Origin of the sequence: Methanoregula sp. PtaB.Bin085 (assembly GCF_002067035.1) — an archaeon.
Taxonomy (GTDB): domain Archaea; phylum Halobacteriota; class Methanomicrobia; order Methanomicrobiales; family Methanospirillaceae; genus Methanoregula.
On the sequence record NZ_MVQB01000027.1, the window covers coordinates 206,674 to 223,301 of the forward strand.

Sequence of the window (16,628 nt, forward strand, 5' to 3'; positions counted from 1 at the left end):
GTTACATCACCAGGTAGTCCACGATCTTCTCCGACGGGAGTTTCGACTCCTTGCCCCGTGCCAGCGCACGCAGGTTGAAGACCTCGTACTTCTTCTTCTCGAGGTAGACGAGGATGGGGTGGATGGAGATGGGGTGGCGTTTTGACATCTTCTCCATCTGCTCCAGCTGAACCCGTGTCAGTCGGGTTTCCACGTCACGGATGGTCTTCTCCTCCCGGATCTCATCCAGGAGGGCCAGCAGGGCTTTCTGACGGTACAATCCCTTCAGCATATCGATAAACTCGCCCTGGTTTTTGATGGTGTTCAGGTTCGCAAAGTCGGTTGCCGAGAGTGCCCCGCCAGGGATATGCATCTCGCGGATATCCGCGTCGAGAGCATCGGCACGCAGCCGGAACAGGGTCTTCAGATTCTTGATATCGATGTCAAGCCTGATGAAATCAAGGAACAGGTTTCCTCCCTTGATCCCGCTCTCGGCTCCGGCGATAATCTCGGCATAGAACTGCTTGAACAGCTCATTCTCCATCCGGGAGAAGGATCCGCTCTCCTTTGCATAGGGATATTCCCGCGCCAGGACCGGGTACATATGATGGCCTTTCAAAGCCTCGATGACCCGTTCCGGGTTCTCCTCTCCAAGGAGGCGATCGAGGGCCTGCGTATCAAGACTCCCGGCGGGAACAAGGATCTCCTTGATCTTGCCGGTCTTCGCACCCTGCATCCTGCCCCTGAGGATGGTTAAGACATTCTGGATATCCCAGCGCCGGAGGTATGCCTGCGTGAACGTTTTTAATGTCCCCGGCGTAATCTCCTGGATCTTCTGGTATTCCTTTGCAAGGTTCCAGCTCAGGGCTACCTCAATCAGGTCGATTCCCTTAAAGGTCGTGCCGAGCTCGTCAATCTCCTGTTTGTATTCGGTTTCACCGATGATACGGGTAATTTCGGGAAGGCCCATGTTGAGCATCCGCTGGTATTCCTCCCGCGGAATCAGCTTGGCTTTCCGTACCCGCATCCTGGTGCACACGTAGATGTACGGTGCTGAGATACCTCTCATCCCAACCATACGTGTACCTCCTTATCCAAACAGGATATCGGATGCATCTTTCAACCCGGATTCCCAGACTTTCGCAAGGATTGTGCGATAACTGAGGTCTATCTGCAATGCTGCCCCTTCTCCTTCAACGACGATACCGCCGTCAATATCGACCGGTGTCCCGATCCGGAACTTCGCGAACTCGGCATTGTCGGCGATGACGGCTTTAAGGGCAGCGACATCGCGGGCATTGCAGGATACGGTTCCGGCCGGGATCTCCTTTTTGGCATCGTTCAGGAGTTTTCTGATTGCTTCCCGGTGGAAGCTCTCGGGGAGGGCGACAATCTCCTTTCTCGTGGCCTCGTAGACCTGGTCAAGGAGTGCCTTCTGGGTGTTCAGGAGCTCACGCTTGACCAGCAGGTTTGCAGCCGAGACTTCCTGGCTGAGGATGTGGGAGGTCTGTTTCTGAACCTCATCATCTGCGCTCAGCTTGATCGCCTCAGCCCGCTTCCCGGCCTGCATGAGGATCTGGTCAGAATCGGCTTTGGCCTCGGCTTTGAGCTTTTCTGCTTCTTCCTTTGCCTTCTCACGGATATCCTTCACGAGCTTCTCAAGGCCGATGTTCGCATCCCCGGGGGTATGGACATGGCCGCAATTGGGGCACACTTCCTGTTCTTTCACAACGGATCCCATTGTCTGCCTCGTGTTATACGAACAGGAGCAGGAGGGCGACGACCAGACCGAAGATGACGATGGTTTCCGGAATGACGGTGAAGAGCAGGGCGAGACCGAACATGTCCTTGTTCTCGGCAACGGCCCCGACGGCGGCTGAACCGATACCCATCTCGGCGACACCGGATCCGATACCGGTCAGGCCGACGGCGATACCCGCGCCCAGCGCTTTCATTCCCATCTGCGATGCTGCAATCTGTTCGACGGTCATTACATCAACTGCTGCTACAACTTCTGCTGCCATTTTCTTATTCCTCCGTAAATCTGCGTTTTATCCCAAAGGGATTGTACCTGATGCCTCCACCCTTGTAGAACTTGGTGAAGAATTCGACATAATGCAAACGAATCGAGTGGAGCCCACCACCCAGGATACTCAGTGCGATGTTCAGGAGATGCCCGAACACGAAAACCACGATACCGGCAAGGATTCCGATTATGCTCAGGATCGTGAAATTCGCAAGCGCCGGGTTGATGAACATATCAAAGGTCATGTAGTTTACAACCATTGCGATTGCAACACCCGAGAGGCCGACCGCGACCAGACGGGCATACGAGAGCACGTGGGAAACGATCGTGGGCAACTCGATCACTTCCAGGAAGTTCTCCCGTGCGATACAGATGATCCCGACCAGAAGAAGCACGATACCAACGACGTGGCCGATGGTAACGCCGAATCCGAGACCCGGTACAGTCCACAGCACCGGAAGTCCCCTGAGGTCGGGCATAAGCGGGATCGCGGCGCTCGACCAGATGGCAAGGATGATACCCCACATCACGGCAAGCCAGCCGAAGTTCGCCATAACGGCAAGCGTGCGGTGGTGGCCGTGGTCCTGCGTAGCATGATTGTACATGCCGAGGATCCTGCCAAGTGTGAGGTGTACGATACCGATCCAGATGGAAAGGACCATCAGTTCCGGAATATTCGGCCCGTGACCCCCCTCCTCTGCCATCAGGTGGCGGGAGTAGAGCAGGGGTTTCCAGCCGGGAATCGCGAATCCCAGAAACTCGCTGTAAATAAAACCAAAGATAATTGTAGAGATGCTGGCATTCCGGAGAACCGCGAGCATCTGCCCGCCGGCCTCTCCTTTCAAAAATTTCCTCAGCCCGAATGCCATGGCAAGGAATATCAGACCGTATCCGACATCTCCCACGATCAATCCGAAGAAGATCGGAAACACGATTGAAACCATCAGGGTAGGGTCCACTTCCGTGTACCTGGGCCGGGAGTAGACGTCCATGAGTACCTGTGTCGGCCGGGCAAAGTCCGGGTTATCATACTCAACCGGAACCGAATCCTGTTCGGGATCGATCGGGACGACTGTGATGAAGATCTTCCCTTCCGTCACATGGGTGAGGGAATTCGTCACATCCCTGACCTTGTCTGCAGGTACCCAGCCTTCCGCAACAAAGGTCTGTTTTGTTGTCGCGAAACGGAGGGGTGCCTCCGACTGGTCGACTTCAGCTTTTAAGAGTTCTTCGCAGGCAACGAGGAACCCTGCGTGTTTCTTTTTCACATCCTCAAGCTGCGTGCTGATCTCCAAGATCTCTTTCCTTGTGGCGGTAATCTCGCCCTGATAAAACTCGATCCGCCCCCTGGCAGAGCCCGATTCATTGGGAACAGGCACCGACTGGAACCCGGCCTCCTGCAGGGTCTTTTCCACCTCGCTCTTCCGGTCGGACGGATAGACCATGACAAGGAACCTCTTCTCCTTCCCCTGCGAGAGATACTTCTCGTGGGGGACGGAGAGCACAAAATCGCGGGATACATAACCGGCAATGGTGGTGAATCTCTTGTAACCGTGATACAGATTCAGGTCAACCGGTATGTCTGAAAACGGGGTGAGCTCGTGGATCTTCTGTTCGAGTTCCTTCTCCCGTGCATCGAGTTTTGAGCGCCTGACCGTCAGCTCCTCGACTTCCCGCTCCAGGAGCGGGAGTTCCCGTTCGATCCTTGCCTGCAGCTCGTCCATGGAACAGGACGGACCTTTCTCAACGTCATCTGCACTGAGCGAGATGGCATTGGTAATCGCACGGATCTTGATGAGATCCGCGGACTTTTCGCTTGCACCGGAAAGAGGCGTACCTATCTTAAAGCCCTCGTAGCCTTCCGCCCCGACATCGACATACTCCTCGATGTGGAACAGGTTATGGCGGTACAGTTCCGCAATAACCGGGGCCATCTGGTCCCGCGAGGCTGCGATGAGAAGCCGGCTCATCTGCTTAGGCTTTAACATGCAGCTGCTCCTTAAACCGCAAAACCAGCAGCTGCACTGCCTTTGGAAGGTTCTGTTCGCCCTTCACTCTCAGTGTCGCTGCGCGCTGATTGCCGCTTTTAATGATTTCAGCGTGCTTAAGTGCTGCCTGGTGCCGTGCTTCTTCCAGTTTCAGCTTTTTGTACTGTTCTGCATTGCTCTGCGCCTTGGATACCAGGTTATCAGCCTCGAGCTCGGCCTGAGAATGCCGTTGCTTCTTCTCTTCCTGAGCCCTGCTGATGGTGGACTGGTACTCTTCTTCAGCCTTTTTTATGTTTTTTAAGACCTCAGTCTTCATCCAACCCTCCTCTCACGGCAAGTACAATACTTGGGAAAAATGGGATATATGCGTTGTTATTTCGCGCCGACGTCGGTATGCACCGGGAACATAATACGATGTTCCGGGTATCGTGTTGCGGATTTTTATGAAAAACGGGTATGTATGCTCATCTGTATCCGGCGTACGGCTGCCTTCTGAGGGAGGTGCAGGATTTCCACATCGTGCCCATCCCCGTTCAGCACCATTCCGGCCAGCTCATCGCTCGAGCAGATCAGATGCTGCTCGGGATGGGTGCCCCTGCGGATAGAGCAGCTGGTATGGATCTCCGGGGCAACCGATACGACGCGGGACATCCTGCGCGAACCCGGGTGATCCTTTGGCAGCACGAGAAGCGGCACATGGTATTTTCTGACGAGCTCCATCAGCATCAGCGCCGGCTCAACCGGCCCCCCTTCGGGTGCGGAGACCGCGATGATATCGCCGGGCATCACGCCCTGGCAGATTTCATCCTGAGATGTCTCTATGCACAGGGAGAATTTTTCAGTGGCCGTCCCGATAAGGAGGAACGAATGGTCTCCCTGAATCAGCAGGAAGTCGTCCTGGAGGGAATACTTCATGCTGCCGAAACGTCTTCAGACTGGCAGCTGGGACAGACGGGCTTCCTGCCTACGCCCTTGAACTTCTCGCCGCATTCATTGCACCGGTAGTCCTTCCCCTTCACCCGGTCCGGGGGAAGGTCGATATCAACCGGCCCGCCAACTGTGCACATGTATTGTGTACCTCATAACGACATCCTCGCTTTATTGATTTAACACTATCTCAGCGGGACGTTTCACACGACGAGGACGAAGTTGAATGCTATCAGCGCGATGATCAGCAGGATGCAGGAATGCTTGACGCCCGCTGCAAGCGATGACTCCCCCATCTGTCCGGCAATGAGCCCGGAAAAGATGGCCTGGACAAGGCAGGCATGGTACAGGAGCCTGCTGAAGGTCATGATGGGGATCGATCCGATGCCGGAGAGTGCGCCCGTGGCCGGGAGCCCCTGGGTGGAAATATTCGCAAGGACCGGCAGGAACTGCGTGGTCAGTACGCCCACAACGAACAGGAAGACGAAGAACGAGAGGTACACGATCGCCGTGTAAATGAACATCTCGGAGAGGCGCTCCTTTTTGAGGATCTCGGTCATCTTGGCATCGCTCGATGCGATGGAGAGGACCTCGCCGATCTGCCCGCTCATCTCGCTTGCCTTGGTGATCAGGGTAACTGTTCGTGCAATGGAGGGGGTGCTGACCCGCTCCTCGAAACGCATCAGCGCCTCGGTGAAGTTGGCGCCCCATTCCATGTCCCGCTTGATCCGCCGGATCTCGTAGCTGAGCAGCCCGAGATTGGTATTCACCATGATGGCGATGGCCTGTGCTATGGTGAGGCCTACCTGGTTGATACCCGCCATCCGCTCGAGGAAATCCGGGATGAGCGCCTGGATGCCAAGAACCTTGCGGGACCAGATCTCGTAGAAGACGGCGTACGGGATGAGGATCATGAGGAGCGCGATAACGATGTGATCGTCGACGACCGTTATGTACGTCTCGATATCTGCGTAATGCGGGGCTCTCAGGAACACGATGATGATGTAGATCAGCGCAACCGGGACGGTGACGTAAAGGGTATGGTTGGCGTTCGAGATGAAGCTCTCCAGCGGGTGCTTCAGGTGGTATACAAGGTTCCGGAGCTGGTCGTACTTCTTCAGCTGCTCAAAAAGGGTATCCTCGCCCGTCTTTTTGACAATGGTGACATCGGAGAATGTGTGGAGCCACTTGGTCCTGACATACCGTTCGGTCTTCTCGGTCTTGATGGAGATGAGATCGATTAAGAGGATGAAGACGAGCGAACCGATAGGCAGCACGAGGTAGGTGACCAGCGCCAGCTGTATCACGGCAGAACCGCCCATCATCCCCATGACCACCATGATGATGATCAGGAAAAGGGGGCCCGCGACAAACAGGGTCACATAGGATTCGGCAACAATGGAGAGCACATTCAGGAACTGCCGCTGCTCGAACCGGGCTTCCTCCTGGTACAGGCGCACCCGCATCGAGAGGAACTCGGCCATGTCCCCGCCGCTCTCAATCACGGAGAGGAGGTCTTCGAGGAAATCCTTGAGCTTTTCCGAGGGGGTGGTCTCAGAGAGGTGACGGATTGCCGAGACCACGTCATACCCGAAGAACTCCGCGTCCCGTACGATCTGCCTGAACTCAAGGGCAACCTCGCCATAGACATTCGCCCGGTCGGAGAGCGAGACGAAGATCGTCATCAGCTGGGCGCCGCCCCGGCGCATCGCGTACATGTAGGCAACAGCATTGTGCAGTGTCAGGTTGATCTTGATCTTCCGGTTGTTCTTCTCGAGAGCTGGCAGCCGCAGGAGAACGGCATACCCGATGAACGTACCGGCAATGAAAGATGCAAGAACGACGATGACCTGCATGTACTGCGATGGATACACGGTCTGGAAAAAGACCGGCATCTGGATATCAAACACGTTGTAGATGCCCGCCCGGGTTGTCAGTGCCTGGACGCTGAGATAGGCACTTGCAACAAAACCAAGAACGGCAAAGACGATCCCGGTAAGGACGGCGATCTTTGCCGAGCGCCAGAGGTACTGGTCAAGGGTCATCCCGCTCCTTGCAGATACCATGTCCGCATGGAGGCTGTGGTAACGGAGCGGATCGCGTTTTACCCATTTCAGGAAATGATCCCGTATTTTCATTGGATTACCCTGCGCAGGTCGGCGATGTGGGCAAGCACATTGGCGGGATCGATGTTATATGCGTGAAAAACCGTTGCTACCGAGATGTAGTCCCGGATCCCCTGTTTCTTCATCTCCTCCAGAAGGTTCTTGCGGACCTGGATCTCGGAATCCAGTTTTTCCCGTGTCCAGCCCCGCCGTTCGGCAATGTCCGAGTAGACCTGGGACCTGCCGGTGTACGTAAACCGGTCCCTGACCGGATCGTAGACGAACACGTTGTTGACACGGAGGTTGCCGGTTGCAGGATCGATGCCTGCAATCTCGACGATCTCCTGCACCCTGCGGAACCGTTCGGTCCCGTGATACACGAGCGCCTGAACACTGATGATGTTGAGCGCCTGGACCATGTTCCGCGGAACGTTCAGGGGTTCGCTCTCGAGACGGTGGATGGCCGCATCGACACTCCCGGCGTGCATGGTGGAGAAAGTGGTATGCCCGGTATTCATTGCCTGGAAGAGTGTCTGGGCTTCAACGCCACGGACTTCGCCCACGAGGATGAACTCGGGCCGCTGACGCATCGCGGCACGCAGGAGATCGAACATGCTGATGGCGTTGCCACCCTCCGAGAGTGCCTCGCGGGTGACGCTCGCAATCCAGTTATCGTGATACAGGGTAATCTCCCGCGTATCCTCGATGCTGACGACCTTGGCGACCGGCGGGATGAAGAGGGAGACCGCGTTCAGCGAGGTGGTTTTTCCCGATGCCGTCCCGCCGATGAAAAGAAGGCTCTTGTTGTTCTCGATGGCGAGCCAGAAATAGACGAGGGCGTCGGCGCTGAAGGTGCCGATCTCCATGAGCTCGACAGGAGAGAACGGCTCCTCACGGAACTTCCGGATGGTAAACGAGGTTCCCCGTGTCGTTACCTCCGTTCCCAGCGTCAGCTGGAGCCGCGAGCCTTCGGGAAGGGTTGCATCGACCATGGGCGAACCGGTCGATATGTGCTTCCCCGACCGCTGGGCAAGGGTGATGGCAAGCGAGTTCAGGACATCGGATTCGAAGGTGATGTTGGTTTTGATGTTCCGGTATTTCCGGTGGTAGAGGAACAGCGGGATCTTGTTGCCGTCGCAGGAAATATCCTCCAGGTTGGGGTCCTTCATCAGCGGATCGATCCGTGACCAGCCGATGAAATTCCGGATAAGGAAGTACTGGAGCTTATACAGGGTACTGTTTTCAAGAGAGATACCATAATCGTCGATGAGGGCATGCATCTTTTCGAGGAGGATCCGCTTGCGGTCCACCTTGATCTCGTCGGACGAGAGGATCAGGACATCCCTAAGATCTTCGTACAGCCGCTCGAGGAGTTCATATTCAAAATCCGACAGGGTCGGCTCGAACAGGAGATACTCCCGCTGGTTCGTGCGCCGGTTGAGGGCGATGATCACGAGCGATCGGCCTTTCTCGATCCAGTACTGGTCGACCAGCTCGTAATTGTCAGCAAGCCGGGGTGTGACAAGGGTCCCGTCCCGCTCAAAATCGTATTCAATGACCGCGGATCGCCGGGATCCCTGGAGGAGACGGAAATAATGGCGGTATGTTGCATCCGGTTTCTCCCTGGCTCCCGCTGCAGGGATACCTGCCAGAACAGTACCCGGCCCGGAACCTGCCTCTTCTGCAGCCTGGTGCAGGACAGGCCCTCCGGTCTCCCGGGTTCCTTCGGATCCGGTGGCTTCAGAATTCTCCATACGTGTGCTCCCTGCCTCTCCTCATGAGAGGATGCTCCCGGATTATAATTCGGGAGATGCTTCTATATAACTATGCCCCGCTCCGGCAGTCCTGCTGCCCTCGGCAGGAACGTCTGATTCCTTTGTTTGATTCCTTTATCTGGGGGGAAGATCAGATAGATATATCTGAATGACCATGAGAGTTTCTCATACGGGTATTCTATCGTACGGGGGATCCGGATGCCAGCCGCGGTAAAACAGCGTATGCCTACAGGGATATCATCGCTCGATCCGATTCTCGACGGGGGTGTGCCGCCGGGATCCGTGATTCTTCTCCTCGGGGACCTGGGAGCGGGAAATGCCGAGTTCGTCTTTAGTTCCATGGTGAACAGCCTTGACGCGTCCGCGGCCGGGGAGCAGAAGGGAAACCGGGGCCCGAAAGAGATCTGGTATGTCACGATTACCCGGGTGAAGGAGGATATCAGGAACGAGATATTACAATCGTTCCATCTCGATAACATCGAGCGGCTGGTCGATACCATCCGCTTTGAGGATCTCTCCGAGCAGTATTTCGATCACAGCGTTGTCCCGGACGAGTGGTACAGCCACAGCGATGTCTTCACCCGTCTGCAGAAGCGGACGGGCCAGGAGAGCATGGTCACCAGGCTCTCGAAGGTCATCGACTCGGTGCAGCCCGGCAGCCTCATCGTCATCGATTCGGTGACGGACCTTGCAACGCAGTTGTCTCAGCAGGATGCATGGAGCAACCTCTCCGGCTTTTTACGGGGTCTCCAGCGCGTATCGAAAACGCGGGGTATCACCAGCTACCTGCTTCTCTCGAGCGGCATCCTCGATTCCTCCCGTGAACGGGAACTTGCCGACATCGCGGATGCCGTTCTCCTCTTCCGGTGGGAGGAGACGCAGGGCGCCCGGCGGCAGCGGGTGATGTACTTCGAGAAGTTTCGGGGCGTGATGCCCCATCTCGAGGAACGCGACCTGGTGAAATTCGCTGTCAGGATCTCCGAGACCAGCGGTTTCGAAGTGAGCAACATCAGGGTGATTATATGAGTAAGGAGCGGGTCAAGGTCGGTATACCAGGCCTCGATGATATGCTCGGGGGCGGGCTTATCCCCGGGAGCATCACCTGTATCATCGGAACGTTCGGTACGGGAAAGACGACGTTCTCCCTTGAATTCGTCTGGGAAGGGCTCAAGAAGAACGAGCGGATCATCTACATCAGTCTCGAGGAACGGGAGGAGCGGATCATCTCGTACATGAAGCTGAAGGGGTGGGACGTGACACCGTTCATCAACAAGTCCCTGTTCATCATCAAGCTCGATCCCACCGATTTCAACATCGCCAACAACCGGATCAAAAACGAGCTTCCAAGACTCATTGAAGAGAAGCAGGCCAATCGTGTCGTGATTGACCCGATCTCACTCTTTGAGGACCTGTTCTCTACCGACGCGGAACGCCGGCGGGAGATGTACCGGTTCATCGAGGGGCTCCGCGACAGGAACTGCACGATCATGCTCACTTCGGAGACAGACCGCAACAATCCGTTCTCCAGCCGCCACGGTCTCATCGAGTACCTCTCGGATACCGTCATCCTCCTCCGGTATGTCCGGCCTACGGAGATCTCCGTCGATGTCCACCTTGCGCTGGAGGTCGTGAAGATGCGGATGTCCGCCCATTCCCGCGAGATCAAGCCGTACGACCTGAAGCAGGACCAGGTCGAGGTGTACTCAGAAGCGAACGTGTTTTAAAACCGATCCCTGCCTTTTTTTGTTCTGGTGTTTCGGTACCCGTATACGGGAGCGGCCATGCTGTTCCTGCATTTCAAATCGATCAGCGATTTTTGTATAAACACCGCTCCCTGATTATTTCGGCACTCTGTAGAAATCCTGTCCTTTGGAAGTGAAGCCCCCCTTTTGCGCCACCAGTCCCCGTTCGATGACGGGGCGCATTGCGATAGCGGATAATCATCTGTTCGTATGCGTTCACAAAAACCTTCTGAGTGAATATCGCAAAGCGGGGGCTGCCACAGCGGCGGGGGCAGAGCATCAGCGGAGCCCCCGAGAGCGTCTCTTTTTTATCAATGATTTCTCAAGAGCATTTTTTAGATATAGATACCCGGTTTTTATTTTCAAATCGGATCCCGGTTTTTTCATTCCAATCTCGATCACGATCGCAATCAAAAAACGTTCCGGAAAAATCGATCTGCGATTTTCAGATCAAAATCGATCAGCGATTTCCGGATCAAAAACGGATCCCGATCTGCAGGAAAAAATCGATCCGCGATTGAAAACCCGGCCCGGACATCTTTCCACAGACGGGGCTTAAAATCGCGATCCGATTTTTGTACGAAAATCGGATCCCGATTTGCAGGAAAAAATCGATCCCTGGTTTTTATTTTGAAATCGGATCCCGATTTTTCAATATCAATCGCGATTACGATCGCGATCAAAAACCGTTCCGGAAAAATCGATCCGCGATTTTCAGACCAGAATCGGATCCCGGATTTTCTGCTCTTGAGAAATCATTCTCATGTTGTGAGATCGCCCCCCTTGCGCCAGCCCTGCCCCCGTTGGGGGCGGGTGTGCTTAGGATTCCGCAGCATTACCTGCAATCATCATCTCTCATTTTTATGGTACGGTGATTCGGCGCTATCTTAACGCGGATGCCGCAGCGGCGGGGACGGAGCCACCTGGCGACGCCCCCAAGAGCGTCAGAATTGGAGGTTTTCTATCGTGCAGAATTTTCAAAACGATCCGCGCTTCAGATCAGAACAGGATCATGATAGGTGATGCAAACCGTATTTCATAACCCGGCCATCCGGCTCAGATCGTCACGCCGAGGATATTCAGGAGCACCACGATACAAACGCCGGGGACTCCCCCGATGGCGCAGATGAGGACCGTTGGCAGGTCATAACCGAGGTCCGGCCTTCCCATCCACTGCATGATGTGGAAGAAATTGATGACGATGAGGAGGATCAGGCCGACGATGGCGTTCTCCACGACCACCGAGAGTTCTTTGACAAGATACCAGACAACGGCGACAATGGCGATGACGAGCAGGATTGCGACAAGGACCGAACTCATCTTCTCTCCTTTTATTTACCAATGATATGCTGCTTATTTAATTTTACCGACGGCAGGATGAGGGATCCGACGGCCCGGGACTCCCTGCTCAGGCCGGCGATCTCCTTGTGCATATCGAAGACATTGCCGGACATCATGGCACTCCGTATGGGCTCTTCAAATTTTCCATCTTCCATCCAGAAGGCATTCGACAGTTCAACGGAGAAGTCGCCGCTCATCGGGTTGGCTGTATGGGCACCGACAACATTATGGACATACACGATCCGTTCATCGAGGATGTCATCGCGCTCCCCGTCGACAATGAAATTGTGGTGGCCGATGGCCGGCAGCCCGCCGAAACCGCCCCGGACAGCAGACCCGGTGCTCTCCTTCCCGTAGCGGTATGCTGTCTTGAGATCGTACGCAAAGCCGAGAAGGACGCCGTCGCGGATAAAATCCGTCCGCCTTGTCGGCGTTCCCTCGGCATCCCACCATGTGCTGCCGGCCGCCCGGGGGCGCAGGGGATCGTCATACATGCAGATACGGGGATCGGCAATTGTCTGGCCGACCAGGGGTGCGAGCCGCGACCGGCCCGAGTGCACGCTGCGTCCGTTCAGGGCCGGGACAAGGACATTTCCCAGCAGTTCTGCGTATGCAATCGGGGAGAGCACAACGGGATAATCGCCGGTCGGGATATCCTTCCCGTCTGCGGACCTGCTGGCAAAGAATGCTGCCTGCTCCCCGACACGGTGCGGGTTCAGGTCCTCCATGAAACAAACGTGGTCGAACTCGTAGCCGGTTGACTGCCGTTCGATCGCCTCGAGGGAGAGCGATGCCCCGGAATACTGCCCTCCGTACCGGATCCCGTGGCTGTTTGCCAGCGTTGCGGTCGAGACCGAGAGTGCGGCAGAACCCGCTGTCACCTCAGCGGTGTGCCCGGACGCCCCTTCGAGCATCTGTGCAAGGAGGTCGCGGCAGATCGCCGGATCGCATACGAGCGAGGGATCGAACGAGAGCGGTGATGCAGGAAGCGGGGCCGGTTCCGGCAGGCCGTTCCATGCCTGCGGCGTAGCGAGGTGCCCGCTTGCAACGGCAGCTGCAAGGCAATCCCTCCAGCGGGCCGGGTCGTTCGTGCTCGACGACCCGATCCTCCCTTTGTGGATCGTGCGGATGCCGAGGCCGCAGTCGCGGGAGGTTGTGGCAAGGTTCACTTTTTTCTGTTTGAGGTCGGCGGAGACGGAAGTACCTTCAACGTAAAAGACCTCGACTTCGTCGACCGATTTTTCCCCTTCCCGGATCAGGTCGTCAATCCACGCCATGGCCACCCACCACCGCATCGAGAAGAAGGACATGCGGTGCACCGTCGCTGACCGGCACGCTCTGGCCTCCTTTTCCGCAATATCCCGGGCTCATCTTCCGGTCGTTGCCGCACAGGGTTATCGAGTGGAGTGTCGACAGGATTTCCCCGGAGAGCGAGACGTCACGAATCATCTTCGTGCATTCTCCGTTCTCCACCAGATATCCGTACTCCGCGTTGAACTGGAATATCCCCCGTCCCGGGTCGACCTGACCTCCGCGGGATCCTGCAAGGAAGATCCCGTTCCTGCACTCTGAAAAGATCTCTTCCCTCGTGGCATCCCCGTTCTCGATGAACGTGTTGCTCATCCGCACCAGCGGGGGTTCCCCTGGCATGGCACGGGCATGGCCGGCAATACCGTTGCCGACTGCTGCCAGCGACTCGCGGCAGTGGAGGAACGCGCTGATAACGCCCCGGCTGATGATCTCGGTCCGTACAACAGCAGTCCCTTCCGCATCCACCGGACAAAACCCGAACTCGTGGAGGGAGGGGTCATCGACGATGGTCAGGATCTCCCCGCCTATCTTTTCCCCGGTCCTTCCTTTCAGGACGGAGTTGCCCTCCTGGATGAGGTCTCCTTCGCTGGCATGACCGACCGCTTCGTGGGCAAAAACGCCCGCAAGCTCGGGATCGAGGACTGCACGCATCTTTCCGCCCTTCACGGCACCTGCATCGAGCAGGGCAACCGCGGTATCGGCTGCCTTTTTCCCGGACTCCTGCCGGTGACGGAGATCGAAGCCATGGATGGTGTGCTCCCGTTCGTATCCCATCTGGACATTCCCGTTCCGGGAAGCAACGGCAAGCACGTTGAAACCGGACCGGCAGATCTCATACCGGTATTCGCTGCCGGAGCTGTCCTCAAACCGGACCTGTTCTATCCGTTCAATATAATTCGCCCGGCGGTTCGTAACCAGCGGGTGCCGGGCTGCGTCTTCGATACCGGCAAGCAGCGATGACTTTTCCTCGATACTAACAGTACGGGGATCTTCCTTCATGGGAGGAACGGGCAGGATTCCATGGGGCACCTCGCCCAGCTCTACGGGCTGTTCGGTGATACGCGCCAGTTTCTGTGCAGACACGATCAGTTCATCGAACTTCCTGCCGGTACAGGGTGTGTAGTTATCGATCTGGAGGATCCCCCAGCCGGTCCTGTCAAGGACCCGGAGCACTGCCTTGTTGAAAAACGAAGTTCCGGCCGATTCGACAACGCCGTTATCGATATCGATGTGGGTCACCTGGCCGGTGACGTGCCGCAGGTCGTAATAGTTCACGCCAGCCATTTCGTTCAGGCCATCGGCCGGCTCGATGCCGTGACGTCGGGGATGATCGCCGTTGATCGCATTGCCATCTTCTTGAGCTTGGAAAGGAAACTCTCCGAGTTCTCCGGGACGAGGGCATACTTGAGGACATCATCGATCGTGTCCACGGGAACGATGCTCACGAGGGGCTTGTACCGCTCCTCAATCAGGACATCGCCGACATTCATCCGGGGGATGAGGACCGTCTTGATCCCCGCCTTCGCGGCTGCCTCGATCTTGTAGGTAACCCCCCCGATCGGGAGGACATCTCCCCGGACGGAGAGGGAGCCGGTCATCGCGATGTCCTGCCGGACCGGGATGCTCTCGATGGCGCTGATGACCGCGGTGGCGATGGTGATCGATGCCGAGTCCCCTTCTGCACCATAGGTGCCGATGAACTGGATGTGCACATCCATGTTCTTGATGTCCTTGCCGGTGAACTTCTTGATGAGCGCGGATACGTTCTTGATGGACTGCTGGGCGATCGATTCCTCGTCTTTCAGCCACGGCTCCTGCCGCCGCCCGGAGATGCCGGTGGCAATGATCTGGCCGCTCTCCCCCTGGGCCGGGGTGACCTCAGCCATGATCGGCAGGACTGAACCGGCATCGTTGCCCGTCACGGCAAGGCCGTTCACCCGGCCGAGGCGGGTCCCGTCGACAACGGTCATTTCGTACTCCCGGAGGTGCTGGGTCATCTCAGCGGAGACCTGGTCTTCGATGGACCGGGCAGTCTTCTTTGCAGCGATGACGTGGGCGGCCGTGGTGATCGGCGCTTTTTCTTCCCGTGCGATATCCCCGGCAACGCGGATGAGGCCGCCCATGTCGCGCAGCTTGAGGGTCAGGTGCCCCTTGCGGTTCGAGCGCCGGCGGGCCTCGCGGAGGATCTCGTCGATGGCCGTCTGGTCGAAGTGCGGAATCTTCCCGTCGTTCTTGACCTCCTGGGCGATGAAGCGGATGTACTTCTGCCGGTTCTCGTCCGTGTCCTCCATGCTCTCGGACATGTACACCTCGTACCCGTACCCGCGGATACGCGACCGGAGGGCGGGATGCATGCCCTGGATGGCATCGAGGTTGCCGGCAGCGATCATCACGAATTTACAGGGGACCGGTTCCGTCCTGACCATTGCACCGCTCGACCGCTCGCTCTGGCCGGTGATGGGGAACTCTCCCTCCTGCAGTGCGGTGAGGAGGTTCTGCTGGGAGTGCGGGTCGAGGGTGTTGATCTCGTCGATGAAGAGAACCCCGCCATTCGCCCGGTGGATCGCCCCGGCTTCGACGCGGTCGTGCGAGGGGGTTTCGAGGCCCCCGCTCTGGAACGGGTCGTGCCGGACATCGCCCAGGAGGGCCCCGGCATGGGATCCGGTCCCGTCGATGAATGGCGCGATGCTCTTGGTATCGTTGGAGACCAGCAGCTTGGGGACCATTGCTTCCTCACGGGGCGTGCTGTACCGCAGGGCCATGAACACGAACGCACCCGCGATAAGCCCCATCAGGAGCTGCATCGTGATGATCGAGTATCCCGCGATGCCCAGCAAAAGGAGCATAAGGAGGGTGTTCCGGAACTGGATCTTCTTCTTTGCCTCGACCTTGTGGGCGCTTACGATCTGCTTGCCCCTGCCGGCTGCCACGGTCCGGATCACCGGGTTGTTGTTGTCATCCGAGTTCGGGTACACGAGGATGTCCTGCAGCTCCTCCTTGGGGAGAAGCTCGGCCATGGCCTTTGCGAGCATGGACTTGCCAGTACCGGGGCTGCCGATCATCATGACGTGCCGGCGCTGGATTGCTGCCTTCCTGATGACCTCGACCGCATGCTCCTGGCCGATGACCTGGTCGATGAGTTTTGGCGGTACCTCTATCTGTGATGACGACGCGATCACAGCCGGATCTGCCTGGACGGGGACTGCCCCCTCCGTGCTCGTCTCCTCCGTCTGCGGCAATACCTGTTCTGCTCTTTCCATTCCCGGAGTAACCTCTCTTGAACCTGAAGGTTGTGATAGTAAATGTATCATGCTGGTTTAAGTACTTTCAGCTGATCCCCATTGACGGCAGGAAATCATGATCCCTCGTGGATTTTCCGTGGTTTTTCCGATCGGAGAGCATCCGTGGGTAAAACGGAAAAACTACAATACCCT

At 56.9% G+C, this 16,628-nt stretch carries 16 protein-coding genes; 3 read left to right on the forward strand and 13 right to left on the reverse strand.

Annotated features, from left to right (window positions below; genetic code table 11):
• Position 1: 1 nt before the first annotated feature.
• The 9 genes from A4E33_RS06140 to A4E33_RS06180 form a co-directional block, all read right to left on the reverse strand.
• A complete protein-coding gene (locus A4E33_RS06140) occupies positions 2 to 1,057 on the reverse strand; it encodes a V-type ATP synthase subunit C (protein WP_292346807.1) in 1,056 nt (351 codons plus the stop codon).
• 12 nt (positions 1,058 to 1,069) lie between these two features.
• A complete protein-coding gene (locus A4E33_RS06145; RefSeq protein WP_292346808.1) occupies positions 1,070 to 1,708 on the reverse strand; it encodes a V-type ATP synthase subunit E family protein in 639 nt (212 codons plus the stop codon).
• Between the two features lie 25 nt (positions 1,709 to 1,733).
• The gene (locus tag A4E33_RS06150; protein ID WP_292346809.1) at positions 1,734 to 2,003 is read right to left on the reverse strand and encodes an ATPase; all 270 of its coding nucleotides are present in this window, start codon (positions 2,001 to 2,003) and stop codon (positions 1,734 to 1,736) included.
• Positions 2,004 to 2,007: 4 nt separating this feature from the next.
• Positions 2,008 to 3,993, reverse strand: coding sequence for a V-type ATP synthase subunit I (locus A4E33_RS06155; RefSeq protein WP_292346810.1), 1,986 nt, complete (start codon positions 3,991 to 3,993; stop codon positions 2,008 to 2,010).
• Complete coding sequence (locus tag A4E33_RS06160; RefSeq protein ID WP_292346811.1) at positions 3,980 to 4,309, reverse strand: ATPase; 330 nt, start codon at positions 4,307 to 4,309, stop codon at positions 3,980 to 3,982. The genes A4E33_RS06155 and A4E33_RS06160 overlap by 14 nt, the downstream gene beginning before the upstream one ends.
• 125 nt (positions 4,310 to 4,434) lie before the next feature.
• A complete protein-coding gene (locus A4E33_RS06165) occupies positions 4,435 to 4,908 on the reverse strand; it encodes an alpha/beta hydrolase (RefSeq protein WP_292346812.1) in 474 nt (157 codons plus the stop codon).
• On the reverse strand, positions 4,905 to 5,060 hold the full coding sequence (locus tag A4E33_RS06170) for a hypothetical protein (protein ID WP_292346813.1): 156 nt from the start codon (positions 5,058 to 5,060) through the stop codon (positions 4,905 to 4,907). The genes A4E33_RS06165 and A4E33_RS06170 overlap by 4 nt, the downstream gene beginning before the upstream one ends.
• A 63-nt stretch (positions 5,061 to 5,123) precedes the next feature.
• On the reverse strand, positions 5,124 to 7,058 hold the full coding sequence (locus A4E33_RS06175; protein ID WP_292346814.1) for a type II secretion system F family protein: 1,935 nt from the start codon (positions 7,056 to 7,058) through the stop codon (positions 5,124 to 5,126).
• Entirely contained in the window at positions 7,055 to 8,779 is a 1,725-nt protein-coding gene (locus tag A4E33_RS06180) for a type II/IV secretion system ATPase subunit (RefSeq protein ID WP_292346815.1), read from the reverse strand. Before A4E33_RS06180 ends, A4E33_RS06175 begins: the two co-directional genes overlap by 4 nt.
• 243 nt (positions 8,780 to 9,022) lie before the next feature.
• Between A4E33_RS06180 and A4E33_RS06185 the strand changes: the two genes are divergently transcribed.
• The 3 genes from A4E33_RS06185 (at position 9,023) to A4E33_RS06195 (ending at position 11,101) form a co-directional block, all read left to right on the forward strand.
• On the forward strand, positions 9,023 to 9,826 hold the full coding sequence (locus A4E33_RS06185) for an ATPase domain-containing protein (RefSeq protein WP_292346816.1): 804 nt from the start codon (positions 9,023 to 9,025) through the stop codon (positions 9,824 to 9,826).
• On the forward strand, positions 9,823 to 10,524 hold the full coding sequence (locus tag A4E33_RS06190; RefSeq protein WP_292346817.1) for a KaiC domain-containing protein: 702 nt from the start codon (positions 9,823 to 9,825) through the stop codon (positions 10,522 to 10,524). Before A4E33_RS06185 ends, A4E33_RS06190 begins: the two co-directional genes overlap by 4 nt.
• A gap of 145 nt (positions 10,525 to 10,669) precedes the next feature.
• Complete coding sequence (locus A4E33_RS06195; RefSeq protein WP_292346818.1) at positions 10,670 to 11,101, forward strand: hypothetical protein; 432 nt, start codon at positions 10,670 to 10,672, stop codon at positions 11,099 to 11,101.
• A gap of 497 nt (positions 11,102 to 11,598) precedes the next feature.
• Here A4E33_RS06195 and A4E33_RS06200 read toward each other — a convergent pair whose 3' ends face one another.
• The 4 genes from A4E33_RS06200 to lonB are packed head-to-tail and all read right to left on the reverse strand — an operon-like array spanning position 11,599 to position 16,454.
• Entirely contained in the window at positions 11,599 to 11,862 is a 264-nt protein-coding gene (locus tag A4E33_RS06200) for a pro-sigmaK processing inhibitor BofA family protein (RefSeq protein ID WP_292346819.1), read from the reverse strand.
• An 11-nt stretch (positions 11,863 to 11,873) separates the two neighbouring features.
• Positions 11,874 to 13,160, reverse strand: coding sequence for a TldD/PmbA family protein (locus A4E33_RS06205; RefSeq protein ID WP_292346820.1), 1,287 nt, complete (start codon positions 13,158 to 13,160; stop codon positions 11,874 to 11,876).
• Positions 13,147 to 14,478 (reverse strand): TldD/PmbA family protein, encoded by a 1,332-nt coding sequence (locus A4E33_RS06210; protein WP_292346821.1) that lies wholly within the window; start codon positions 14,476 to 14,478, stop codon positions 13,147 to 13,149. The genes A4E33_RS06205 and A4E33_RS06210 overlap by 14 nt, the downstream gene beginning before the upstream one ends.
• Before the next feature lie 5 nt (positions 14,479 to 14,483).
• Positions 14,484 to 16,454 (reverse strand): ATP-dependent protease LonB, encoded by a 1,971-nt coding sequence (gene lonB / locus A4E33_RS06215; protein ID WP_292346822.1) that lies wholly within the window; start codon positions 16,452 to 16,454, stop codon positions 14,484 to 14,486.
• Positions 16,455 to 16,628 lie beyond the last annotated feature (174 nt).

Excerpts from the sequence above, each read along its gene's own strand:
- A4E33_RS06200 (WP_292346819.1), bottom strand. The coding sequence starts at position 11,862 with ATGAGTTCGGTCCTTGTCGCAATCCTGCTCGTCATCGCCATTGTCGCC.
- A4E33_RS06180 (WP_292346815.1), bottom strand. The coding sequence starts at position 8,779 with ATGGAGAATTCTGAAGCCACCGGATCCGAAGGAACCCGGGAGACCGGA.
- A4E33_RS06190 (WP_292346817.1), top strand. The coding sequence starts at position 9,823 with ATGAGTAAGGAGCGGGTCAAGGTCGGTATACCAGGCCTCGATGATATG.
- A4E33_RS06155 (WP_292346810.1), bottom strand. The coding sequence starts at position 3,993 with ATGTTAAAGCCTAAGCAGATGAGCCGGCTTCTCATCGCAGCCTCGCGG.
- A4E33_RS06185 (WP_292346816.1), top strand. The coding sequence starts at position 9,023 with ATGCCTACAGGGATATCATCGCTCGATCCGATTCTCGACGGGGGTGTG.
- A4E33_RS06170 (WP_292346813.1), bottom strand. The coding sequence starts at position 5,060 with ATGTGCACAGTTGGCGGGCCGGTTGATATCGACCTTCCCCCGGACCGG.
- A4E33_RS06205 (WP_292346820.1), bottom strand. The coding sequence starts at position 13,160 with ATGGCGTGGATTGACGACCTGATCCGGGAAGGGGAAAAATCGGTCGAC.
- A4E33_RS06160 (WP_292346811.1), bottom strand. The coding sequence starts at position 4,309 with ATGAAGACTGAGGTCTTAAAAAACATAAAAAAGGCTGAAGAAGAGTAC.
- A4E33_RS06150 (WP_292346809.1), bottom strand. The coding sequence starts at position 2,003 with ATGGCAGCAGAAGTTGTAGCAGCAGTTGATGTAATGACCGTCGAACAG.
- A4E33_RS06140 (WP_292346807.1), bottom strand. The coding sequence starts at position 1,057 with ATGGTTGGGATGAGAGGTATCTCAGCACCGTACATCTACGTGTGCACC.
- A4E33_RS06175 (WP_292346814.1), bottom strand. The coding sequence starts at position 7,058 with ATGAAAATACGGGATCATTTCCTGAAATGGGTAAAACGCGATCCGCTC.
- A4E33_RS06210 (WP_292346821.1), bottom strand. The coding sequence starts at position 14,478 with ATGGCTGGCGTGAACTATTACGACCTGCGGCACGTCACCGGCCAGGTG.
- lonB (WP_292346822.1), bottom strand. The coding sequence starts at position 16,454 with ATGGAAAGAGCAGAACAGGTATTGCCGCAGACGGAGGAGACGAGCACG.
- A4E33_RS06165 (WP_292346812.1), bottom strand. The coding sequence starts at position 4,908 with ATGAAGTATTCCCTCCAGGACGACTTCCTGCTGATTCAGGGAGACCAT.